Source organism: Tritonibacter sp. SIMBA_163 (assembly GCF_046535935.1).
Taxonomy (GTDB): domain Bacteria; phylum Pseudomonadota; class Alphaproteobacteria; order Rhodobacterales; family Rhodobacteraceae; genus Epibacterium; species Epibacterium scottomollicae.
Genome location: NZ_JAWJBP010000002.1, coordinates 325,192 through 344,575 on the forward strand (window position 1 = coordinate 325,192; position 19,384 = coordinate 344,575).

The window sequence follows — 19,384 nt, forward strand, 5'->3', positions numbered from 1 at the left end:
TTTTTTTGTCACCAGCTTGAGCAGTCAGTCCCGGACGATCAGAACGGAACATTTGGCATATCTGGCCACGCGCGCCGAATTCGGCCCCTGCAACCTGTCCATCAGTTCCGGTTTATGTGCGCCCATGACCACGAGGTCGGCCTCGGAACGCTTGATTGCGTCGAGGATCATTTCGTAGACATTCGCTCCAACTTCAACGATGTGCTGGACACCTTTCATGTCCGGCACGTTCGCTTTTACAAAGTCATGAAGTTGACGGTCGGCCTCTTTGACCGCTTCCTTCATGGTACCGTCCTTGAAGAAGGATCCGACGATACTCATACCATAATCCGGCACCACGGTGACCACGCTCAGCGTGGCTCCGTAGAACGTCGCCAGTTCCGCAGCACGATTAAGCAACGCCTTTTCGGCATCCATATGCGTGAGGTCGACGGCACAGAGTACATGTTTGGTCATCAGGCCACTCCTTCTTCTTGCTTGCGCTTCCGGCCGAACTGCAGGAACGCGACGAACCCGAGGATCAGGAACGCCGGGAGGTAGAAGACTTCCTTGGGCATTCTGTCGGCTTCGACTTCCATCTCAATCAGTTCCCAATCGAAATCGATGCCCAGCTGTTCTGCTGGACCACCAAAGTTCAGACTGTCGACGAAGATCTTATCACCTTCTTCGCGAAACTCGATGCCCGCGCCGTCATAGAGACGCGTTTGCCCATCCTCGCCTTGATCACCCAGCGGCAACAGGAAGCGAGCATCGACCATGTCGCCCTCCAGGCTCTCGCCCATCAAACGGACACGCAGGGTTCCACCATCCTCAACTCGTTCCGCCATTTGGTAAACCGCAGTGCCAGGGCGCGTTTCAAACGCTGGCTGGATCTGGTCAAGGAAGAAGCCCGGACGGAACAAAGTAAACGCCACCAATAGCAGAAGCGCACTTTCCCAAATCCTTGATTTCACGATGAAATAGTTCATCGTCGATGCGGCGAACAGCAGCATTGCCACCATCGCAACCAGGAAGACAAAGACAGCCTGTATGGGCCCGACATCAATCAACAGCAGGTCGGTGTTGAAGATGAACAGGAACGGAAGCAGCGCCGTCCGGATCGAGTAGAAAAACGCTTGGAAACCGGTGCGCAGCGGATCGCCCTTGGAAATCGCGGCAGCCGCGAAACTCGCCAGTCCGACCGGAGGTGTCACATCCGCCATGATGCCGAAGTAGAACACAAACATATGGACCGCGATCAGCGGTACGATCAGACCATTCTGCGCGCCTAGCTCCACCACGACCCCCGCCATCAGCGAGCTGACCACAATGTAGTTTGCCGTCGTCGGCAGCCCCATGCCTAGCACGATCGAGATCAGCGCGACAAAGATCAGCATCAGCATGACGCTTCCGCCAGAGAGGAATTCGACAAACTCCGCCATCACCTGCCCGATCCCCGTCAGGGTCACGGCGCCAACGATAATGCCGGCCACACCCATGGCACAGGCCAGACCGATCATGTTGCGCGCACCGATGATCAGACCTTCGAAAATGTCCGCAACCCCTTGTTTGAATTCGGAAACCGCATGATCCTGACCGCGGAACATCGCCTTGATCGGGTTCTGCGTTGCCAGGATCACCAGCATTGCGACAGATGACCAGAACGCGGAAAGCCCAGGCGATTTACGTTCGATCATCAAGAGATACATCAGCAGCAGGATTGGCATGATGTAATGAATGCCGGTTTTGAAGATCTCGCGCGCGGGCGGAAGATCCTGCATGGATTCAATGCTGAGTTCGAGATCCTCATGAGATGCTGCGACCTTCAGCGCCAGCACATAGAGCGCCGCCATGATGACAACGATCAGCCATATGCTGGCATCACCCGCTATCCCTTGCAGCGCGTTGACCAGCACTCCACAGAGCCAAAGCGTCCCGCCACCAATCACGATGGAGGTTGCGATGGTGAAGATGGCGCCGAGGAAGAACTTCACCGGATGCATGCGGCTGGTGCCCTTCATGCCCATTTTCAGCGCTTCGAGGTGCACGATATAAACCAGTGCAATATAGGAAATCGCCGCCGGGATGATCGCGGTTTTCACCACTTCAACGTAAGGAATACCGACATATTCGGTCATCAGGAACGCAACCGCGCCCATCACAGGCGGGGTCAGCACGCCGTTGATCGACGAGGAGACCTCGATCGCACCAGCCTTGGTCGCGGGAAAGCCCACGCGTTTCATCAGCGGGATGGTAAACGTACCCGTGGTGACCACATTGGCGATCGACGATCCGGAGATCAGGCCGGTTGCCGCAGAGCCAATGACAGCGGCCTTCGCGGGGCCGCCCCGCAGGTGACCCAGCGCGGCAAAGGCCAGTTTCAGAAAGTAGTTCCCTGCCCCGGCCTGATTAAGAAGCGCGCCGAAGAGCACGAAAAGAAAGACAAAACCCGAAGAGACGCCAAGCGCGACACCAAAGACGCCCTCGGTTGTCAGCCACATGTGGCTCATCGCCTTGTTGATCGAGGCGCCTTTCCACTGCACCACTTCCGGCAGCCAGGAAGAAGATCCAAAGAACACATAGGCGAGGAAGAACAGCGCCACGCCCATCAATGGGAAACCAAGGCTGCGCCGTGCCGCTTCGAGCAGCAGCACAAGACCGATCACGGAGACGATCACGTCGGTCTGGTTTGGCGCGCCTGTGCGTTCGGCAACGCCCGCGTAAGCATAGAACAGATAGGACGCGCAAAGCGCACCGATCCCGCCGACAATCCAGGTCGGGATCGGAATGTGATGTCGCGGACTGGTTTTCAGGCCCGGAAAGGCAACAAAGGCCAGAAGAACCGCAAAGCCCAAGTGGATCGCTCGGGTTTGGGTGTCATTCCACACCCCGACCCCGAGGATAAATGGCAAGGGCGACGCGATCCACAGTTGATACAGGGACCAGACGAGCGGCAGGTACCACAGCGCGTTGCGCCCCAGTGCGTCCTGCGGCAAGCGACCGCCGGTGTCGCTGTCGGCTACAAAATCATCAAGCGTGCGGTCTTCTTGAGCCGCGGCGCTCTGGTTATCGGTCATCTTGTCCCCACCCGGTTTGTTGTTACTCTTGTTCATTCTTAAACGAAAATGGCTTCCGCCCCTGCGCACAGGGACGAAAGCCTTTGGTGTTTTACGTCAGAGGTGATCGGATCACTTCCAGCCGCGCTCTTTGTAGTACTTCATGGCGCCGGGGTGAATGTCGGCGGACAGTGCATCGCTGACCATCTCTTCTTCCGACAGGCGGGCGAAAGCTGGGTGCAGCTTTTTGAAGTCTTCAAAGTTCTCGAACACGGCGCTGACAACGGCATAGACCACTTCGTCTGACACGTCCGAAGAGGTCACGAAGGTTGCTTTGGGACCCCAGGACGGGATGTCCTCGTCATTTCCAGGGTACATGCCACCGGGAATGGTTGCGGCGGCGTACGGGGAGTTCTCAGCAAGCAGAGTGTCAATGTTTTCACCAGCCAGCGGGACGATCTTCACGTCACAGGAAGAGGTTGCTTCCTGGCTCGAACCATTTGGCAGGCCGGAGGCCCAGATGGTTGCGTCGATCTTGCCGTCGCAGAGCGCTGCGGCTTGTTCGGAGGATTTCAGCTCTGCGGCCAGTGCGAAGTCATCCTTGCTCAGGCCGGAGTACTGCATCAGGGTGTCGGCCAGAACGCGGGTGCCGGAGCCGGGGTTCGCGATGTTGACTTTCTTGCCCTTCAGGTCGTCGACAGATGCGATCTCTGCATCCGCGCGCGCCATCAGGTGCATCGGCTCCGGGTGTACGGAGAACAATGCCCGCAGGCCTTCAAACGCGCCATCATTCTCAAATGCGCCAGTGCCGTCGAGGCCGGCTTTCTGCACGTCGGACTGAACCACGCCGAATTCCAGCTCACCCTGGCGAATGGTGCGGGTGTTGTAGACGGAGCCGCCGGTGGATTCCACGGAGCAGCGAATGCCGTGTTCCTTGCGATCCTTGTTCACCAGACGACAGATCGCGCCGCCCGTCGGATAATAAACGCCGGTCACGCCACCGGTGCCGATGGTGATGAACTGCTGCTCAGCCGAAGCTGCACCGGCAAAACCGAGCGCAAAAGTAGCAGCAGATGCAAGAAGTGTTTGTTTGAGGACCATGAGTTCTCTCCCTGATTTTAAACCAAAATCGGTCGCGGTGCCGATAATATGCGGGCGTTGCTTCCACAAGTTATTTTTGCAGTCACAACAATACGAGCGTTTCGTGTGGCCGCCTGAAAATGACGTCGTCCAAGTGGGGTATCTCAGGGGGATGTCTGATCTCAACCCCCTGCCCCTCTAAAGCCAATCAGCGATGAAATACGATTTTTCAGCGATAGCCACCGCGCCTTACAAGCAGCAAATGTCTTGAGTGCTCAGGGCGATGCTAGCAGAGTTTCTTCTGGCGTAAAGTCCGCAAGAGACAGTTCACCGTCTTACCTGTCACGCATCTTGCAGTAAGTCGTGAGAAGACGCTCTCGTCTCATGGTGTGGGGCTCTGTCTTGCAATTTTACAGGCGGCAGGCCTGGCCGAGCGTGATGGGCGCTTCAATTGAGCAAAGTGTTTTAACTAAATACTGGCTGTTTTTCCCGTGACGACAAGCAGCAGATTTGCATAAATTTCGGTACGCCTTGATTGTGCGACGAGCCCTCCAATGTTTGCATAAATGCGCTCTTACGCTACCAATGACCTCTTCAGTATTGCGTATTTGCAAGATTGGGCCGCCAATCTTAACGAAGGTTACCAAGCGTCACCCGATGTTCAGTGCGCTCGGTCTGTCTCGTTCATACCTGCCTTCATAATTGAGACCAGCCATGGCCTGTTTCCGCGTGATGATCGGAGTGTCAACAAAGGCCAACCCCCGCAAAACAAAGGGGCTTGCATTTCTGCAAGCCCCGACTTGCACTTTTGATGGACGTTAACGATTAAAAGAACGCCTGCAGGCCGGTTTGCGCACGCCCCAGGATCAATGCATGCACGTCATGCGTCCCCTCGTAAGTGTTCACCGTCTCCAGGTTCATCATGTGACGGATGACTTGGAACTCCAGGCTGATCCCGTTGCCGCCATGCATGTCACGCGCGTGACGGGCAATCTCAAGCGCCTTGCCGCAGTTGTTGCGTTTGACGATCGAAATCATCTCTGGCGCAGCATTGGCTTCGTCCATCAAGCGCCCGACACGCAGCGACGCCTGCAGCCCAAGCGCGATCTCGGTTTGCATATTTGCGAGCTTCAGCTGGAACAGCTGCGTGTTGGCCAGCGGGCGACCAAATTGCTGCCGGTCCAGGCCATATTGACGGGCCGCGTGCCAGCATGCCTCGGCGGCGCCCATGACGCCCCAGCTGATGCCATAGCGTGCGCGATTGAGGCAGCCGAACGGGCCTTTCAGGCCTTCGACATGCGGCAGCAAGGCATCTTCGCCAACTTCCACGCCATCCATCACGATCTCGCCGGTGATCGATGCGCGCAGCGACATCTTCTTTTCGATCTTCGGTGCGGAGAGCCCCTTGGTGCCCTTTTCCAGTACAAAGCCCCGGATCTTGCCGCCATGGGCTTCGGATTTAGCCCAAACCACAAAAACATCCGCGATCGGCGAATTGGAGATCCACATCTTGGACCCGGTGAGCTTGTAGCCATCAGCGGTCTTCTCGGCGCGGGTTTTCATGCCGGCCGGATCGGAGCCAGCGTCCGGTTCGGTAAGGCCAAAGCAGCCAATCCACTCGCCCGAGGACAATTTGGGCAGATATTTCTGGCGCTGCTCTTCGCTGCCATAGGCGTAGATCGGGTACATGACCAAAGAGCTTTGCACCGACATCATGGAGCGATAGCCGCTGTCGACACGCTCCACTTCACGCGCGACCAGACCATAGGACACGTAACCGCCACCAAGGCCGCCGTATTCTTCAGGAATGGTGGTGCCCAGCAGGCCCATCTCGCCCATCTCGCGAAAGATCTCGGGATCGGTGTGTTCGGTCTGATAGGCCTCGGTCACGCGGCTTTGCAGTTTTTCCTGTGCATAGGCGCGGGCGGACGCTTCAATCATGCGCTCATCTTCGCTGAGCTGGTCGGAGAGCCGCAGCGGATCCTCCCAGTTGAAGCGGCCTAGATCGGGCGCGTCTTTGGCGCGCAGGGTCGGTTTGTCGTCCAGCATGGGGAACCTCCTCGGATATATGTTGCCGAGAGGTTAAGCTCTCCGGAGGGCGAAAAACAGCGAGACTTTGGAAAGTACTTATGACAAAAGATCATACATGACAGTCCCTCGACGATTTCTGCCTTCGATTGCTTCACTCCGCGCGCTTGAGGCGCTTGATCGCCTTGGCAGCGCCTCTGCTGCGGCGGGTGAATTGGCTCTGACACAGGGTGCCGTCAGTCGGCAACTGCAGGCGTTGGAACGACAAATCGGGGTGGAGCTGATCCTGCGTGATGGCAAGGCTCTGTCGTTGACACCCGAGGCCTCTGCCTATGCGGATGACATCCGCCAGGCGCTTGACCGCGTTGCACAGGCGACGTTGAAATTGCAGTCCGCTCCGCTCGCGGGCAGTTTGAATCTCGCCATCCTGCCTGCCTTTGGAATGCGATGGCTGATGCCGCGTTTGCCAGAATTCTCGCGCCGGTACCCAGATGTGACGATCAATATGTCGACGCGGCTTGCCCCATTCAATTTTGCATCCGAAGCGTTTGATGCAGCGATACATTTTGGACATGCGGATTGGCCTGGAACCGATGCACTCCTTCTCAAACATGAGCAACTTCTACCAGTCTGTGCGCCGGGTTTGTTGGGGCGGATACAGGTCAAGACACCGGCGGATTTACTGGAGTTGCCGCTTCTGCATATCCAGACGCGACCCAAAGCCTGGGCGGACTGGTTCGCTCGCCAAGCCGTGCCAGTGGACGGCAATTTGACAGGCACGACCTATGATCAATTCTCCACCATCAATCAGGCCGCACTACATGGGCTTGGTGTGGCGTTGATGCCGGATTATCTGGTAGAGCAGGATCTGGCGACCGGGCGGCTGATGTCTCTTCATCACCAGGCTGAGGATATTGGCGGCGCCTATTATCTGGTGTGGCCAAGGTCAAAGGCGCGAAACGCAGGTTTGATGCAGTTTCGTGAATGGCTGTCCGGGCAGGCACAACCAGAAGATCCCCTTCCCCGCTAACGACAACGGCCCCGGAAAAACCGGAGCCGTATCAACTTCTTACAGGTAAGTATTCAACCAAGCGCGTATCCGGCGCCGCGGACCGTGCGAACCGGGTCCTGACCGCCGTGCTGTGTCAGCGCCTTGCGCAGCCGTCCGATGTGAACGTCGACCGTACGTGTGTCGACATAGATGTCTCGTCCCCACACACGATCAAGCAGTTGCTCACGGCTCCAGACCCGACCCGGCTTTTCCATGAATGTGGACAGCAAGCGGAATTCAGTCGGGCCCAGCTTAAGGGCATGTTCAGCGCGGCTGACTTTGTGGGTTTCCGAATCCAGAATGATGTCGTCGAACTCCAGTCGCATACCAACCGTCGCAGGACGCACCCGGCGCAGCTGCGTGCGGACCCGCGCCATCAGCTCGATGACCGAATAGGGTTTGACCACATAGTCATCGGCACCGGTCTCAAGTCCGCGGACCTTGTCCACTTCCTCTGACCGGGCTGACAGCATGATGATGGGAATGCCACGGGTTTCAGTGCGCGATTTCAAACGGCGGCAAACCTCGATACCCGTCAGATTGGGCATCATCCAGTCCAATACGATGATATCTGGCATGTCCTCGTCCACGAGGAGCAATGCTTCTTCACCGTTTTCTGCCTTGATGACCCGGAAGCCGTCGGCCTCCAGATTATAGGCCAGCACTTCACGCTGGGCCAGTTCGTCCTCGACGACCAGTACAGTGGGCTGATCGGCTGCCATATCTTAGACCTCCTGGGTCGACACCGAAGTGGTATCGGCCTTCGTACGTTCTTCTTCCGGCTTGTTGCCGGTCACCAAATACACGACCTGCTCCGCCATCGCAGTGACATGGTCGCCCATGCGTTCAACGTTCTTGGCAATGAAATGCAGGTGCATGCAGGACGTGATGTTGCGCGGATCTTCCATCATGTGGGTCAGGAACTCGCGGAACAGCGCGTTGTACATCTGGTCGACGTCGCGATCCCGGTCGATGACATCGCGGGCCAGTTCGTGATCGCGCTGGATGTAGCTGTCCAGCGCATCCTTCAGCATCAGTTCGACTTCGCGGGCCATGCGGCGCAGGGCTGCGGCGCTGTCTGCAACGGCCGGGCTCTGGGCGAGAACGCTGGTACGCTTGGCCATGTTCTTGGCATAGTCGCCGATCCGCTCGAGGTGACCGGAAATCTTCATCACGCTGAGGACGACGCGCAGGTCAACTGCGGCCGGGGCGCGGATTGCGATCACCCGTGCGGCATCTTCGTTGATCAGCTCTTCAAGGCCATCGATCGCGGCGTCTTCCTTAACGACCTTCGCCGCAAGCTCCTCGTCGCGGGTTTCCAATGCGCGGGCGGCTTCCATGATAGCGGCCTCCACGAGGCCACCCATTTTCATGATCCGGGCCTGGATTGCCTCGAGGTCCCGATCAAATGCGGATGCAATGTGTTGCTCTTCCATCAGACTGTCTCTCTACCTTAGCCTATGCGGCCGGTGATGTAGCTTTCGGTGCGAGGATCTTCGGGGTTGGTAAAGATCTGACCGGTCGGACCGAATTCCACGAGGTTGCCAAGGTGGAAGAAGGCGGTTTTCTGGCTCACCCGAGCGGCCTGCTGCATGGAGTGTGTCACGATCACAACAGAGTAGCTTTCGCGCAGCTCGTCGATCAGCTCCTCGACCTGTGCGGTGGCGATCGGGTCCAGGGCCGAGCAGGGTTCGTCCATCAACAGGACTTCTGGCTCAGTGGCCACTGCGCGGGCGATGCACAGACGCTGCTGCTGACCGCCTGAAAGGCCGGTGCCGGGGGACTGCAGACGGTCCTTCACCTCGTCCCAGATGGCACCGCGGCGCAGGGATCTCTCGACGATCTCGTCCAGGTCTGCCTTGTTCTTGGCAAGACCGTGGATGCGGGGACCATAGGCCACATTGTCGTAGATCGATTTTGGAAACGGGTTTGGCTTTTGAAAGACCATGCCCACCTGTGCCCGCAGCTGCACCGGATCGACGCGCTTGTCATAGATATCCTCGCCCTCAAGCAGGATGTCCCCGGTGACCCGGCAAATGTCGATCGTGTCGTTCATGCGGTTGAGGCACCGCAGGAAGGTCGACTTGCCACAACCGGACGGGCCGATGAAGGCCGTGACGGTCTTGTCTTCGATCTCCACATTGACGTCTTTGATGGCGTGGGTGTCGCCGTAGTATACGTTGACGTTCTGAGCGGCCATCTTGGTGCGTTGGGCTTCCACGGTACTATCCATTACTGTCATATCGTTCATTTGAGATGCTCCCCTTACCAGCGGCGCTCGAAGCGACGGCGCAGGATGATTGCGATGATATTCATGGTCAGGAGGAACGCCAACAGGATGATGATGCCGCCCCAGGCCTTTTCGTAAAAGCTCGCATCAGCGCGGGCCGCCCAGGTGTAGATCTGCGCCGGCATTGCCGAGTTCGGCTCGGTGAAGCCTGCGACGAACCCATCCGGATAGCCACGCGCGACAAAGCCGACCATGCCGATCAGCAACAGCGGTGCGGTTTCCCCCAGCGCCTGCGCCAGACCGATGATGGTCCCGGTCAGGATGCCCGGTGCCGCCAGCGGCAGTACATGATGGAATACGGCCTGCATCTTGGATGCCCCGACTCCCAAGGCCGCGTCCCGGATCGAGGGTGGTACCGCCTTCAGCGAGGCACGGGTGGAAATGATGATGGTCGGCAGCGTCATCAGCGACAGCACCAGACCACCCACCAGCGGCGCCGATTGCGGCAAATGCATGAACTGGATGAACACAGCGAGGCCAAGGATACCAAACACGATCGACGGAACCGCCGCGAGATTGGAGATGTTCACCTCGATCAGGTCGGTAAACCGGTTCTGCGGTGCGAATTCCTCCAGGTAGATGGACGCGGCCACGCCGATGGGCAGCGACAGCACCAGAACCACCAGCATCATGAAGAAGGAGCCCACAACGGCTGCGCCGATACCGGCCCCGCCTGGGTTGTCCACGCCGGAGTCGGCGCCAGTGATGAAGGTCCAGCTGAAGGCTTGCTTGATGATCTGGGCCTCTTCCAGCGCATCCACCAGATCCAGATCGCTGAGCTGCAGGAACCGGCTGTCCTGCAGGGTCTCGCGGTTCACGCGGCCCTTGTAGTAGCCATCGACGCGACTGGAGGCGGCCAGCTCAAAGGGAACCGGCTTGCCCACATCGTCCGGATATTCCTTGTAGTGCGCGCGCAGAGTGCCGCCGACCTTGCCAAGCAGCCGCTCGATCGCGGCTTCGTCAAACTCGACCGACATGCCGCGCTCTTTAAGTTTGCCCTGCAGGGCAGCGATGAAGAGGTTGGAATAAGCCTTGGTCTTGAACAGTTCGCTCTCGGCGGCGTCCATCTGGTCTTGGGTCAGGGTGAATTCGACATTGACCACGGTACGGGTAAAGGCCGGAGCGCCTGAGCGGATGATCGACACGAACAGCACTGTCAGGAAAAACAGGCCGGTGAGGATGGCCACCATCCCATAGGCCCGAAAGCGCTTTTCGGCGGCGTTGCGGCGTCGGGTGTTGGCGTCGGCTTGGCGCAGCGACCTGGCGCGCGCAGGGGGCGGGTTGTCCATGCTGGCATCGGTCATTCGTACTGCTCCCGGTATTTACGGACAATGTAGAGGGCGATGATGTTGAGGCACAGGGTCAGCACAAAGAGTGTCATGCCGAGCGCGAAGGCGACGAGCGCTTCGGGGCTGGCAAAATCGGCGTCACCTGTCAGCTGGCTGACAATCTTGGCCGTTACCGTGGTCATCGCTTCAAACGGGTTGAGACTGAGCCGGGCCGCGGCCCCTGCCCCAAGCACCACGATCATGGTTTCGCCAATGGCACGCGAGGCGGCCAGCAGAATGGCGCCGACGATGCCCGGAAGTGCTGCTGGGATAACCACCTGGCGGATGGTTTCCGACTGGGTTGCGCCCAGGCCATAGGACCCATCGCGCATCGCCTGCGGCACGGCATTGATGATGTCGTCCGACAGTGAAGAAACAAAGGGGATGAGCATGATGCCCATCACCAACCCCGCAGTCATCACCGCGGTGCCGGCTTGCATCCAGCCCAGCCCCTCGTTGCCAAAGACCTTCAGCAGAAGCGGCCCCACGGTCAGCAGCGCAAAGAGACCGTAGACGATGGTCGGGATGCCGGCGAGGATCTCCAGCAGCGGCTTGGCGATCGACCGGATCCGCGGGCTGGCGTATTCGGACAGGTAGATCGCGGCAAAAAGTCCGATCGGAACCGCCACTGCAAGCGCCACGATGGAAATGTAGAAGGTCCCCCACAGGAGCGGCAGCACGCCCAGATCAGAAGAGCCGCCACGACCGGAAAAGCTCGGCGCCCAGTTTAGACCGAAGAAGAAATCGGAGGCCGGATAGAGCTTGAAGAATTCCCATGTGTTGAAGACCAGCGACAACAGGATACCGACGGTGGTGAGAACGGCGATCGAGGCCGCGCCGACCAGCAGGGCGTGAATGCCGAGTTCAACCACATTGCGGGCGCGAAACAGGGCGCGCGTCTCGCGCAGGGCGAACAGCGTTCCGGCCAGCGCCAGCACCACTGCAACAATCGACATGATCTGGTAGCCGGTCGCGTTCACGATCCGGTAGCGCTGGGCTGCGCGCAGAACCGGCTGTGTGACCTCCGTGGTCACGATCTGGCCGGCATCCTTGAGCACTTGGGACACATCGGTGAAATCCGCGCGGGCGTTGCGGGCAAACTCTTCGTCCATCACGCCCTGCGCCACTGCGTTGTCGAGCCCGTTCGCGGCGCGGCGGACCTCTGCCATGACCAGCCCACGCGATGAGCCATCGTCGATCACGTTCGCAGGGATCATGCCCGAGATGACTGAGTTAACATAGAGCGGCTGCACCAGGAGCCAGACGATCAACAGGACGAATGTCGGCACCATGGCTTTGAGCGCCACGTTCCAGCCGTAGTAGGACGGCAGCGAATGCAGCTCTCTGCTGTCGCCTCCCGCGTTGGCCAGCGCCCGCGACCGGCCGAGCATATAGCCCACCGCCGCGATCACGAGCACGATCAAGATCAGCCAGAATAACGGCATCGTAACCCCCGAGGTCATGTTGTCTTTGAATAGATCCAGAAAGGGATCCGGGGCGGCGTTAAACACCGCCCCGGTCGTCAGTCAGCTGCTGAAATCAGCTGCCGGAGCCCATGGTTGTCGCATTGGCGACAGCTTCTTGGGTCTTTGCCAGTTCCGGGTCAGCCACCAGGCCGTAGTTGGCCAGCGGGCCGGACGGGCCAGCGATCTCGTCAGCCACGAAGAACTGAGCGTATTCCTGCAGGCCGGGGATCACGCCGATGTGGGCTTTCTTCACGTAGAAGAACAGCGGGCGGGACACGGGGTATTCACCGGTGGAGATGGTCTCGGTGGACGGGGCCACGTCGGACATGGTCGCCACTTTCAGCTTGTCGGTGTTGTTCTCGTAGAACGCCAGACCGAACACGCCGATGCCGTTGGTGTTGGCGTCGATACGCGCCAGGGTCTCGGTGTAGTCACCGTCGATGTCCACGGACTTGCCGTCCTGGCGTACGTCGAGGCAGGCATCTTCTGCTGCATCTTCGTCCATGCCGCCGTCGAGCATCGCCTGCATGGCGCCGGTTTCTTCACAGCCCTTCAGCAGGACCTTGTCTTCGAAGACTTCGCGGGTGCCGTGCTTGGTGCCGGGGATGAACATCGCGATTTCTGCGTCGGGCAGATCTGCGTTGAATTCGGCCCAGGAGTTGAAGCTGTTTTCAACCAATGCGCCGTCTTTCATCACCTGTGCGCCGATGGCGTTGTAGATGTCGGACGGTTCAAAAGCGGAGAACTCGGGACCGGACTGCTGGGAGGCAAATACGATGCCGTCATAGCCGATGCGCACTTCGATGATGTCGGTCACGCCAGCTTCGGCGCAGGCCTTGATCTCTTTTTCGCGAATTTGGCGCGACGCGTTGGCGACGTCGATGGTGTTTTCGCCAACACCTTCGCAGAAGCGCTTCAGGCCAGCGGAGGAGCCACCGGATTCAACAACCGGCGTCGGGAAATCGGTGTTTTCACCGAACACTTCTGCAACAATCGAAGCATATGGCAGAACGGTGGAGGAGCCAGCGACCTGCACCTGGTCACGCGCAGCGGCTGCGGTGGCCGATACAGCTGCGATTGCCAGGGTGGATGCGGTCAGTTTCACAAAGGACATCTACGTCTCCATGAGTTTAAGAAATTTACGATCACCCCCAAGATGATCTTGAGCCCCTCCTAGAAGGCTCAGGTGTGGCTTTTGTGACAGCTATGTAACAGTTACATGACGACCCGGGCCCTACCCTGAAAAAAAATCGAAATACTCACGAGAAATAGGGATTTGCCGCGCCGCACGTAGGGCACGCCTCAGGGAATGCGACGATGCAAAGATTAATCGGCTGTCACACAAGCCCCGGCTTACGCCCGGTGGTGCGACGCAGATGGGCCTGAAAGGCTTCGTTTGGGGTCAGATTCGCGCGTGTGACGCTGTTATTGCGGCAGGATGACCGTGAAGGTCGCACCCTTTCCAAGATCGCTCTCCACCCGCAACCGGCCACGGTGCCTGTTGATGATGTGTTTCACGATCGCCAGGCCAAGCCCCGTGCCACCCAGCTCTCGTGATCTGTGGTTGTCAGCGCGATAGAAGCGTTCAGTGAGACGGGGCAGATGCACCGGGTTGATGCCGGGGCCGTCATCAATGACCTGCACCCGCACGGCCGGGCATCGCAGCGCCGGGTCGCGTTCCAGCACGGTCAGGGTCACGGAGACGTTTTCGCCGCCGTATTTCAAACCGTTTTCGATCAGGTTGGTGAAGACCTGCTGAATTTGATCGGCGTCCGCCGGAATGTCCACCGGCGTGTCCGGCGCCTCCAGCGTCAGGGACGTCCCGCCAGATGCGGCAAGCGGTTCGAGGGACTTGATGGTGGACTTCAAATGCTCCACCAGATCGATGCGCTCCTTGGGGCGCACGCGTTCCTCGCTCTCCACCCGGTTCAGGGACAGCAGATCCCCTACCAACCGGTTCATGCGGCTGGCCTCGCCTTCCATGATCCCGAGGAACCGATCCCGGGCGTTGGGGTCATCCCGTGCAGCCCCGCGCAGGGTTTCGATAAACCCCATGAGCGCGGTCAGCGGCGTGCGCAGTTCATGGCTGACGTTGGCCACAAAGTCCCGGCGCATCTGGCCAACGGTTTCCCGGTCGGTGATATCTGCAAAACAGACCAATACTGCACCGCCTTTGACCGCGCCGACGCCAGGAACATACCGCAGAGTGACCTCGAAAGTCGTGTCCTGTGCGCCATCGTTGGACAGGTGGCGCGCGGTGCGTGGCTGGCGGTCCAAAAGGCAGGTCTCGATCGCCGTGGTGACGCCCGGTTGACGTAGGATCGTGGCAAAGTGCCGCCCGACGATCTGCGGACCCAGAAGCGTTATACCCTCGACATTGGCCGCGATGAACCGCTCGGTCTGGTCGACCAATACGGCTGGCATCGGTATCGCGGCCAGTAGACCGTCGATTAGCTCTTGCGACATGAGACTCTGCCTCGTTGTTTTCGTCGTGGCGATCTGTTTAGCCGGGAAATGTAACTATGACGTGGCAGCCGTGATCGCGTCTTCGAAGATGCGGCAGAGCGTGTCTGGATCCTCCAGCCCGACCGAAACGCGAAAGAACCCCTCGTGCAAACCCAGCTCGGCGCGGTTCTCAGGCGACAGCGCCCGATGTGACGAGGAGGCGGGGTGCGACAGCGTGGTGCCCACATCCCCCAGCGTCGGCGCAAAGGACAGCCCCTCCGCGGCACGGGTGAAGGCATTGGCGGCGGCGCGCCCGCCATCGAGCTCAAAGCTGACCATGTTACAGCCCCTGCCCTTCAGCAGCGTTTCTGCACGCCCGTGATCGGGGTGGTCGTGACGCGTCGGATACAGCACGCGCTTGACACCCGGCAGCCCTGCAATGTGGTCGGCCAGGCGGGCGGCTGTGGCTTCGGCACGGTCAAAGCGCAGGTCAAACGACAGCAAACCGCGCTCCGCCAGCCAGCAGTCAAAGGGGCTTGGCGTCATGCCGGTGGTGACGGAAAACACCCGCATCCGGTCATTGAGTGTGGCATCCTTGGCGACCACATAGCCCAGCATGACGTCGGAATGCCCCGCCAGCAGCTTGGTCACCGAATGGATCACGATGTCGGCACCATGGTCGAACGGCTTGAACCCGCGCGGCGTGGTAAAGGTATTGTCGACCACCAGCAGGAGACCGTGTTCACGGCACAATGCGGCAATCCCGTCGATATCCGCCACCGCCAGCGTTGGATTGGACACAGCCTCCACTAAGATGAGCTTGGTCTCGGGACGGATGGCGGCGCGGATGGCCTCCACATCGCCGGGGTTGGCCAATGTCGTCGCGACGCCGAGACGCGGCAGGTCTTCCTTCATCAATCGCAGGGAACGGCCATATAGCTGATCGCCGCCGATGACGTGGTCGCCTGTCTGCAACAGCCCCATCAGAACCGCAGAGACCGCCGCCATGCCGGAACCGGTCACCACACCACCCGATGCACCCTCCATATCATCAAGACGGCGTGCGATCACATCGGCGTTTGGATGCCCCTCACGTGAGTAGGTATAACCGTGGACGCGGCCCTCGTACTGATCGTCCAGCGCATCCGGGGTCTCGGATGCGTAGACAACAGAGGGACTGAGCGGGGTGACCACGGGATGGCTGGCGCTCTCGGGCAGGCCATGTGGTCGCATGACGGAGGGGCGGGAATTCTTCACGGTCAAATCTCCTTCAGCTCCGCTTTGAAACGGCGCATGTTCTCCTGATAATGCAGGGCACTGTCGGCCAGCTTGGCGGCGAGGGCGGCGTCCACTTCGCGCACCACTTTGCCCGGTGCGCCCATGACCAGAGAATTATCAGGAATTTCCTTGTTCTCCGTGATCAGGGCGCCCGCGCCTATCAAACAGTTCTTACCGATCTTGGCACCGTTGAGAATGGTGGCCCCCATGCCGATCAGGGAGTTTTCGCCAATGGTGCAGCCATGCAGCATGACCTTGTGACCAATGGTGCAGTTCTCACCAATGCTGAGGGGGTAGCCGGCATCAATATGCATGACCACGTTTTCCTGCACGTTGGAGCCACGGCCAACGCGGATTTCCTCGTGATCGGCGCGGATGGTGACGCCGAACCAGACCGAGGCCCCCTCCTCCAGTACCACCTGCCCGATCAGGTTGGCGTCCGGGGCGACCCAGGTGTCGGGGTGGATCTGCGGCTTGTGGGCTCCAAGGGCATAAAGGGTCATGACAGCTCCTCGAATTCCTGTTGCAGGGTGCGCGCGTGGTCGATCAGCGATGGTTGCTGCAGGCGGCGCAGACGTGTGGCCTTGATGATCGTCTTGAGGTTCTCTTCGGTCTCGTCGAGATCCTCGTTGATCAGCACATGGTCGTAAGAACCCCAGTGCGAAATCTCGTCCCAGCTTTTCTGCATCCGGCGCTGGATGGTCTCGTCATCGTCCTGCGCCCGGTTTTCCAGCCGGCGCCGCAGCTCGGTGATCGAGGGCGGCAGCAGGAAAATCGACAGCGTGTGCTTGCCGAGATCGGAGTTGGTGATCTGCTGGGCGCCCTGCCAGTCGATATCAAACAGCACGTCCTGACCGTTGTTGATGGCATGCTGCACCGGCCCTTTGGGCGAGCCGTAGAAATTGCCGAATACATGCGCGTGCTCCAGCATCTCGCCATCGGCCACGTCATGTTTGAACGAGTCGACCGAGACGAAATGGTAATCCTGCCCGTCCACCTCGCCGGGGCGCGGTTTGCGCGTGGTGGCAGAGACGGAAAAGCTGATATCGCTGTCCCAGGCCCGTAGGCGCTTTGCCAATGTCGATTTGCCCGCGCCGGAGGGCGACGACAGGATGATGAGAAGGCCCCGCCGCTGTGCCTGTTTCTGTGCCATGAGAGGGGTCGCTCCTTATTCTATGTTCTGGACTTGCTCGCGCATCTGGTCGATCACGGTTTTGAGTTCCAAACCCACTTCGGTCAAGGCCGCGTTCTGCGCTTTTGAACACAGCGTGTTGGCCTCTCGGTTGAACTCCTGCATCAGGAAGTCCAGCTTTCGCCCGATCAGGCCTCCCGTGTCGAGCAGGGCGCGCGCGGCAGTGATATGGGCCGCAAGCCGGTCCAGCTCCTCTGTCACATCCGACTTCACCGCGATCAGCGCCAGCTCCTGCGCGACACGATCCGGATCGGCGCCTTCACTGTTCTGAATCACCCGGGCGAGGTTCGCTTTCAGCGCGTCCTCAATCTGCAGCTGACGATCCGCAGCGCGCTGGGCGGCTTGGTTGCAGAGCGTTTCAATACGGGACAGCTGATCTGTGAGCACCTGAAACAGTGCGGCGCCCTCGGCCGCGCGCATGTTAACAAAGTCATTCAGAAGTGAGTCGAATTCGGATAGGAGCATCTTTACCAAATGTTCGGTATTTTGCTCGGCGGAGGCCTGCTCCAACACGCCACGCATCTGAAGGATATCCGTTGCGCGAACGGGTGCGAGCACCAGACCGACCTGCTCGGCCTGTGCTTGCGTTGCGCGGACGGATGCAAGGGCGCTCTCCAATGCGGCGGTGTTGATCTGCATCTGTCCCTTGCCGTCCTCGGTCCGGCTCAGACGCAGGTTGATCGACACATTGCCACGGCCAAGCCTCTTGGATGCGCGCTTTTTCAGTTCATTTTCAAGACCTTCAAGCCAATCCGGCACCCGTGCGCGCAGGTCCAGCCCCTTGGCGTTGACCGATCTGATATCCCAGACCCAAGTATACCCGTCCTGTGCGCCCTGCCCGGATGCAAAGCCTGTCATGGAATGCAATGTCATCTGTGACCCTCCTTGATCCTGAATACAGGTGCTGGGCACCGGGTCAATGCCAGCCGCATAGCAGAACGCGCGAAGGCGGAGGGGTGCTATCCTAAAGTGTTAACCATTGATTAAACTATTGGTCCAAACTTTAGCTATATTGTGTCATGTTAACTCCAAGGTAACCAATTTGACGTTAACCCTTGGGCATGGGTCTCTTGCCAGGGTTCGATGTCGAAACCGGATGCAGAGGACATGAAAATGATTTTTCGCGGTCACGACGGCGCAGACAAGAAGACGGGGTTGGACAAGGTGGTAGCAATGGATCGCTTTCGCGCACGCTCTAACGTGTCGCCGCTGCGTCAGGCTGAGGCATACTGGACCGCACTGCGTCGAGGCGATGAGATTCCCAGCCGCTCACAGGTTGATCCGCGTGGGCTGGAAAACATCCTGAGCCAGACTTTTATTCTGGAACGAGTCGCTCCGGGAATCGCTCGGTTCCGTCTGGCCGGCCAGCGCGTCAATGAACTCGCCGGGATGGAAGTGCGCGGCATGCCGCTGACGGCCTTCTTCACAGTAGAAGCACGCAAGACCATCAGCGCCGCTCTGGAGCATATGTTCGAAGACCCATCCATTCTGGAATTTGACCTGAAGACCGAAGCAACCCGCATGCGGGGCAGCCGCACAGCGCGTATGATACTGCTACCGCTGCGCAGCGATCTTGGCGATGTCAGCCGTGCGCTGGGCGTTCTGGTGTCCGAAGGTGCCGCAAGCCGTGTGTCGCAGCGCTTCAGCGTCGAAAGCTATGACGTTCGCAAAGTCGGCAAGACCTCGGGTGACGCGCTGGACAAGCCTGAATTCAAGGCGACCCCGCGCGTATCCGAGCCAGGTCTGCAAGACCGTCCACGGCGCGACCTCTCGACCGGCAAGACGTCCGAGACGACGGGCTTTTCTGAGCCGCGCACGTCCTTTGAACGCAAGTCCACCAGCTTGATGGATGAGGCGAGATCACTTCTGGATCGGGCACGCCGTGAGAATGACGAGGCGTTGAAATCGACACGCACCCCGGTCAGAAATGATACCGAAACCACCAGCCCCGTGACGCTGGAAACCGTATCGACAACCGAGGTGGAAAAACTGGTGTCCCGGCCGCCGCGCGGTGGCAAGCTGCGCAAAGACGCATCACATCTGCGCCTGGTGGTTTCGCGGGACTGATTGCTAAAATTCTAGTCAAAATCGCGACTAATACGTATAAGTTTCAACCTACTGGACATAGACGTTGAAGCATTGACGCCCGGACACAGAATGTGTTCCGGGCGTTCTTTTTTGTCGATTGTCT

General features: G+C 59.2%; 17 protein-coding genes. 2 read left to right on the forward strand and 15 right to left on the reverse strand.

Annotation, left to right across the window (positions count from 1 at the left end; all coding sequences use genetic code 11):
- Nucleotides 1–24: 24 nt before the first annotated feature.
- The 4 genes from R0J92_RS05460 to R0J92_RS05475 all read right to left on the reverse strand — a co-directional run bounded on the left by R0J92_RS05460 (nucleotide 25) and on the right by R0J92_RS05475 (nucleotide 6,164).
- A complete protein-coding gene (locus R0J92_RS05460; protein ID WP_317386191.1) occupies nucleotides 25–456 on the reverse strand; it encodes a universal stress protein in 432 nt (143 codons plus the stop codon).
- The gene (locus R0J92_RS05465; protein WP_411050979.1) at nucleotides 456–3,056 is read right to left on the reverse strand and encodes a TRAP transporter permease; all 2,601 of its coding nucleotides are present in this window, start codon (nucleotides 3,054–3,056) and stop codon (nucleotides 456–458) included. Before R0J92_RS05465 ends, R0J92_RS05460 begins: the two co-directional genes overlap by 1 nt.
- Before the next feature lie 111 nt (nucleotides 3,057–3,167).
- A complete protein-coding gene (locus R0J92_RS05470) occupies nucleotides 3,168–4,136 on the reverse strand; it encodes a TAXI family TRAP transporter solute-binding subunit (RefSeq protein WP_411050980.1) in 969 nt (322 codons plus the stop codon).
- A gap of 804 nt (nucleotides 4,137–4,940) precedes the next feature.
- Nucleotides 4,941–6,164, reverse strand: coding sequence for an acyl-CoA dehydrogenase (locus R0J92_RS05475; protein WP_207796913.1), 1,224 nt, complete (start codon nucleotides 6,162–6,164; stop codon nucleotides 4,941–4,943).
- A 97-nt stretch (nucleotides 6,165–6,261) separates the two neighbouring features.
- Between R0J92_RS05475 and R0J92_RS05480 the strand changes: the two genes are divergently transcribed.
- Complete coding sequence (locus tag R0J92_RS05480) at nucleotides 6,262–7,173, forward strand: LysR family transcriptional regulator (protein WP_411050981.1); 912 nt, start codon at nucleotides 6,262–6,264, stop codon at nucleotides 7,171–7,173.
- A gap of 53 nt (nucleotides 7,174–7,226) precedes the next feature.
- On the opposite strand, the gene phoB is transcribed toward R0J92_RS05480, so the two are convergent.
- The 11 genes from phoB to R0J92_RS05535 form a co-directional block, all read right to left on the reverse strand.
- The gene (gene phoB / locus R0J92_RS05485; protein ID WP_106163674.1) at nucleotides 7,227–7,916 is read right to left on the reverse strand and encodes a phosphate regulon transcriptional regulator PhoB; all 690 of its coding nucleotides are present in this window, start codon (nucleotides 7,914–7,916) and stop codon (nucleotides 7,227–7,229) included.
- Between the two features lie 3 nt (nucleotides 7,917–7,919).
- A complete protein-coding gene (gene phoU, locus R0J92_RS05490) occupies nucleotides 7,920–8,630 on the reverse strand; it encodes a phosphate signaling complex protein PhoU (RefSeq protein ID WP_106163673.1) in 711 nt (236 codons plus the stop codon).
- Nucleotides 8,631–8,647: 17 nt separating this feature from the next.
- Nucleotides 8,648–9,445 carry a phosphate ABC transporter ATP-binding protein PstB gene (gene pstB / locus R0J92_RS05495; protein ID WP_106163672.1) on the reverse strand — a complete coding sequence of 266 codons (798 nt, stop codon included), beginning with the start codon at nucleotides 9,443–9,445 and terminating at the stop codon, nucleotides 8,648–8,650.
- Between the two features lie 14 nt (nucleotides 9,446–9,459).
- Nucleotides 9,460–10,788, reverse strand: coding sequence for a phosphate ABC transporter permease PstA (gene pstA, locus R0J92_RS05500; protein ID WP_411050982.1), 1,329 nt, complete (start codon nucleotides 10,786–10,788; stop codon nucleotides 9,460–9,462).
- Nucleotides 10,785–12,257, reverse strand: coding sequence for a phosphate ABC transporter permease subunit PstC (gene pstC, locus R0J92_RS05505; RefSeq protein ID WP_106163739.1), 1,473 nt, complete (start codon nucleotides 12,255–12,257; stop codon nucleotides 10,785–10,787). The genes pstA and pstC overlap by 4 nt, the downstream gene beginning before the upstream one ends.
- A 94-nt stretch (nucleotides 12,258–12,351) precedes the next feature.
- On the reverse strand, nucleotides 12,352–13,392 hold the full coding sequence (locus tag R0J92_RS05510; RefSeq protein WP_411050983.1) for a substrate-binding domain-containing protein: 1,041 nt from the start codon (nucleotides 13,390–13,392) through the stop codon (nucleotides 12,352–12,354).
- Between the two features lie 311 nt (nucleotides 13,393–13,703).
- Complete coding sequence (locus tag R0J92_RS05515; protein ID WP_411050984.1) at nucleotides 13,704–14,744, reverse strand: ATP-binding protein; 1,041 nt, start codon at nucleotides 14,742–14,744, stop codon at nucleotides 13,704–13,706.
- Between the two features lie 54 nt (nucleotides 14,745–14,798).
- The gene (locus R0J92_RS05520; RefSeq protein ID WP_411051156.1) at nucleotides 14,799–15,956 is read right to left on the reverse strand and encodes a trans-sulfuration enzyme family protein; all 1,158 of its coding nucleotides are present in this window, start codon (nucleotides 15,954–15,956) and stop codon (nucleotides 14,799–14,801) included.
- A 26-nt stretch (nucleotides 15,957–15,982) separates the two neighbouring features.
- Nucleotides 15,983–16,504: a gamma carbonic anhydrase family protein gene (locus tag R0J92_RS05525; RefSeq protein WP_411050985.1), complete on the reverse strand. Its 522-nt coding sequence runs from the start codon at nucleotides 16,502–16,504 to the stop codon at nucleotides 15,983–15,985.
- On the reverse strand, nucleotides 16,501–17,154 hold the full coding sequence (gene gmk / locus R0J92_RS05530) for a guanylate kinase (protein ID WP_411050986.1): 654 nt from the start codon (nucleotides 17,152–17,154) through the stop codon (nucleotides 16,501–16,503). Before gmk ends, R0J92_RS05525 begins: the two co-directional genes overlap by 4 nt.
- A gap of 15 nt (nucleotides 17,155–17,169) precedes the next feature.
- On the reverse strand, nucleotides 17,170–18,066 hold the full coding sequence (locus tag R0J92_RS05535; RefSeq protein WP_411050987.1) for a YicC/YloC family endoribonuclease: 897 nt from the start codon (nucleotides 18,064–18,066) through the stop codon (nucleotides 17,170–17,172).
- A gap of 240 nt (nucleotides 18,067–18,306) precedes the next feature.
- Here R0J92_RS05535 and R0J92_RS05540 point away from each other — a divergent pair, with 240 nt between their 5' ends.
- Nucleotides 18,307–19,260 (forward strand): PAS domain-containing protein, encoded by a 954-nt coding sequence (locus R0J92_RS05540; protein WP_411051157.1) that lies wholly within the window; start codon nucleotides 18,307–18,309, stop codon nucleotides 19,258–19,260.
- Nucleotides 19,261–19,384 lie beyond the last annotated feature (124 nt).

What these genes read in the sequence shown, in the direction of transcription:
- R0J92_RS05510 (WP_411050983.1), bottom strand. Translation starts at nt 13,392, where the DNA reads ATGTCCTTTGTGAAACTGACCGCATCCACCCTGGCAATCGCAGCTGTA.
- pstA (WP_411050982.1), bottom strand. Translation starts at nt 10,788, where the DNA reads ATGACCGATGCCAGCATGGACAACCCGCCCCCTGCGCGCGCCAGGTCG.
- R0J92_RS05470 (WP_411050980.1), bottom strand. Translation starts at nt 4,136, where the DNA reads ATGGTCCTCAAACAAACACTTCTTGCATCTGCTGCTACTTTTGCGCTC.
- R0J92_RS05475 (WP_207796913.1), bottom strand. Translation starts at nt 6,164, where the DNA reads ATGCTGGACGACAAACCGACCCTGCGCGCCAAAGACGCGCCCGATCTA.
- R0J92_RS05465 (WP_411050979.1), bottom strand. Translation starts at nt 3,056, where the DNA reads ATGACCGATAACCAGAGCGCCGCGGCTCAAGAAGACCGCACGCTTGAT.
- phoB (WP_106163674.1), bottom strand. Translation starts at nt 7,916, where the DNA reads ATGGCAGCCGATCAGCCCACTGTACTGGTCGTCGAGGACGAACTGGCC.
- phoU (WP_106163673.1), bottom strand. Translation starts at nt 8,630, where the DNA reads ATGGAAGAGCAACACATTGCATCCGCATTTGATCGGGACCTCGAGGCA.
- R0J92_RS05540 (WP_411051157.1), top strand. Translation starts at nt 18,307, where the DNA reads ATGATTTTTCGCGGTCACGACGGCGCAGACAAGAAGACGGGGTTGGAC.
- R0J92_RS05535 (WP_411050987.1), bottom strand. Translation starts at nt 18,066, where the DNA reads ATGACATTGCATTCCATGACAGGCTTTGCATCCGGGCAGGGCGCACAG.
- R0J92_RS05520 (WP_411051156.1), bottom strand. Translation starts at nt 15,956, where the DNA reads ATGCGACCACATGGCCTGCCCGAGAGCGCCAGCCATCCCGTGGTCACC.
- pstC (WP_106163739.1), bottom strand. Translation starts at nt 12,257, where the DNA reads ATGCCGTTATTCTGGCTGATCTTGATCGTGCTCGTGATCGCGGCGGTG.
- R0J92_RS05460 (WP_317386191.1), bottom strand. Translation starts at nt 456, where the DNA reads ATGACCAAACATGTACTCTGTGCCGTCGACCTCACGCATATGGATGCC.
- gmk (WP_411050986.1), bottom strand. Translation starts at nt 17,154, where the DNA reads ATGGCACAGAAACAGGCACAGCGGCGGGGCCTTCTCATCATCCTGTCG.
- R0J92_RS05525 (WP_411050985.1), bottom strand. Translation starts at nt 16,504, where the DNA reads ATGACCCTTTATGCCCTTGGAGCCCACAAGCCGCAGATCCACCCCGAC.
- pstB (WP_106163672.1), bottom strand. Translation starts at nt 9,445, where the DNA reads ATGAACGATATGACAGTAATGGATAGTACCGTGGAAGCCCAACGCACC.
- R0J92_RS05480 (WP_411050981.1), top strand. Translation starts at nt 6,262, where the DNA reads ATGACAGTCCCTCGACGATTTCTGCCTTCGATTGCTTCACTCCGCGCG.
- R0J92_RS05515 (WP_411050984.1), bottom strand. Translation starts at nt 14,744, where the DNA reads ATGTCGCAAGAGCTAATCGACGGTCTACTGGCCGCGATACCGATGCCA.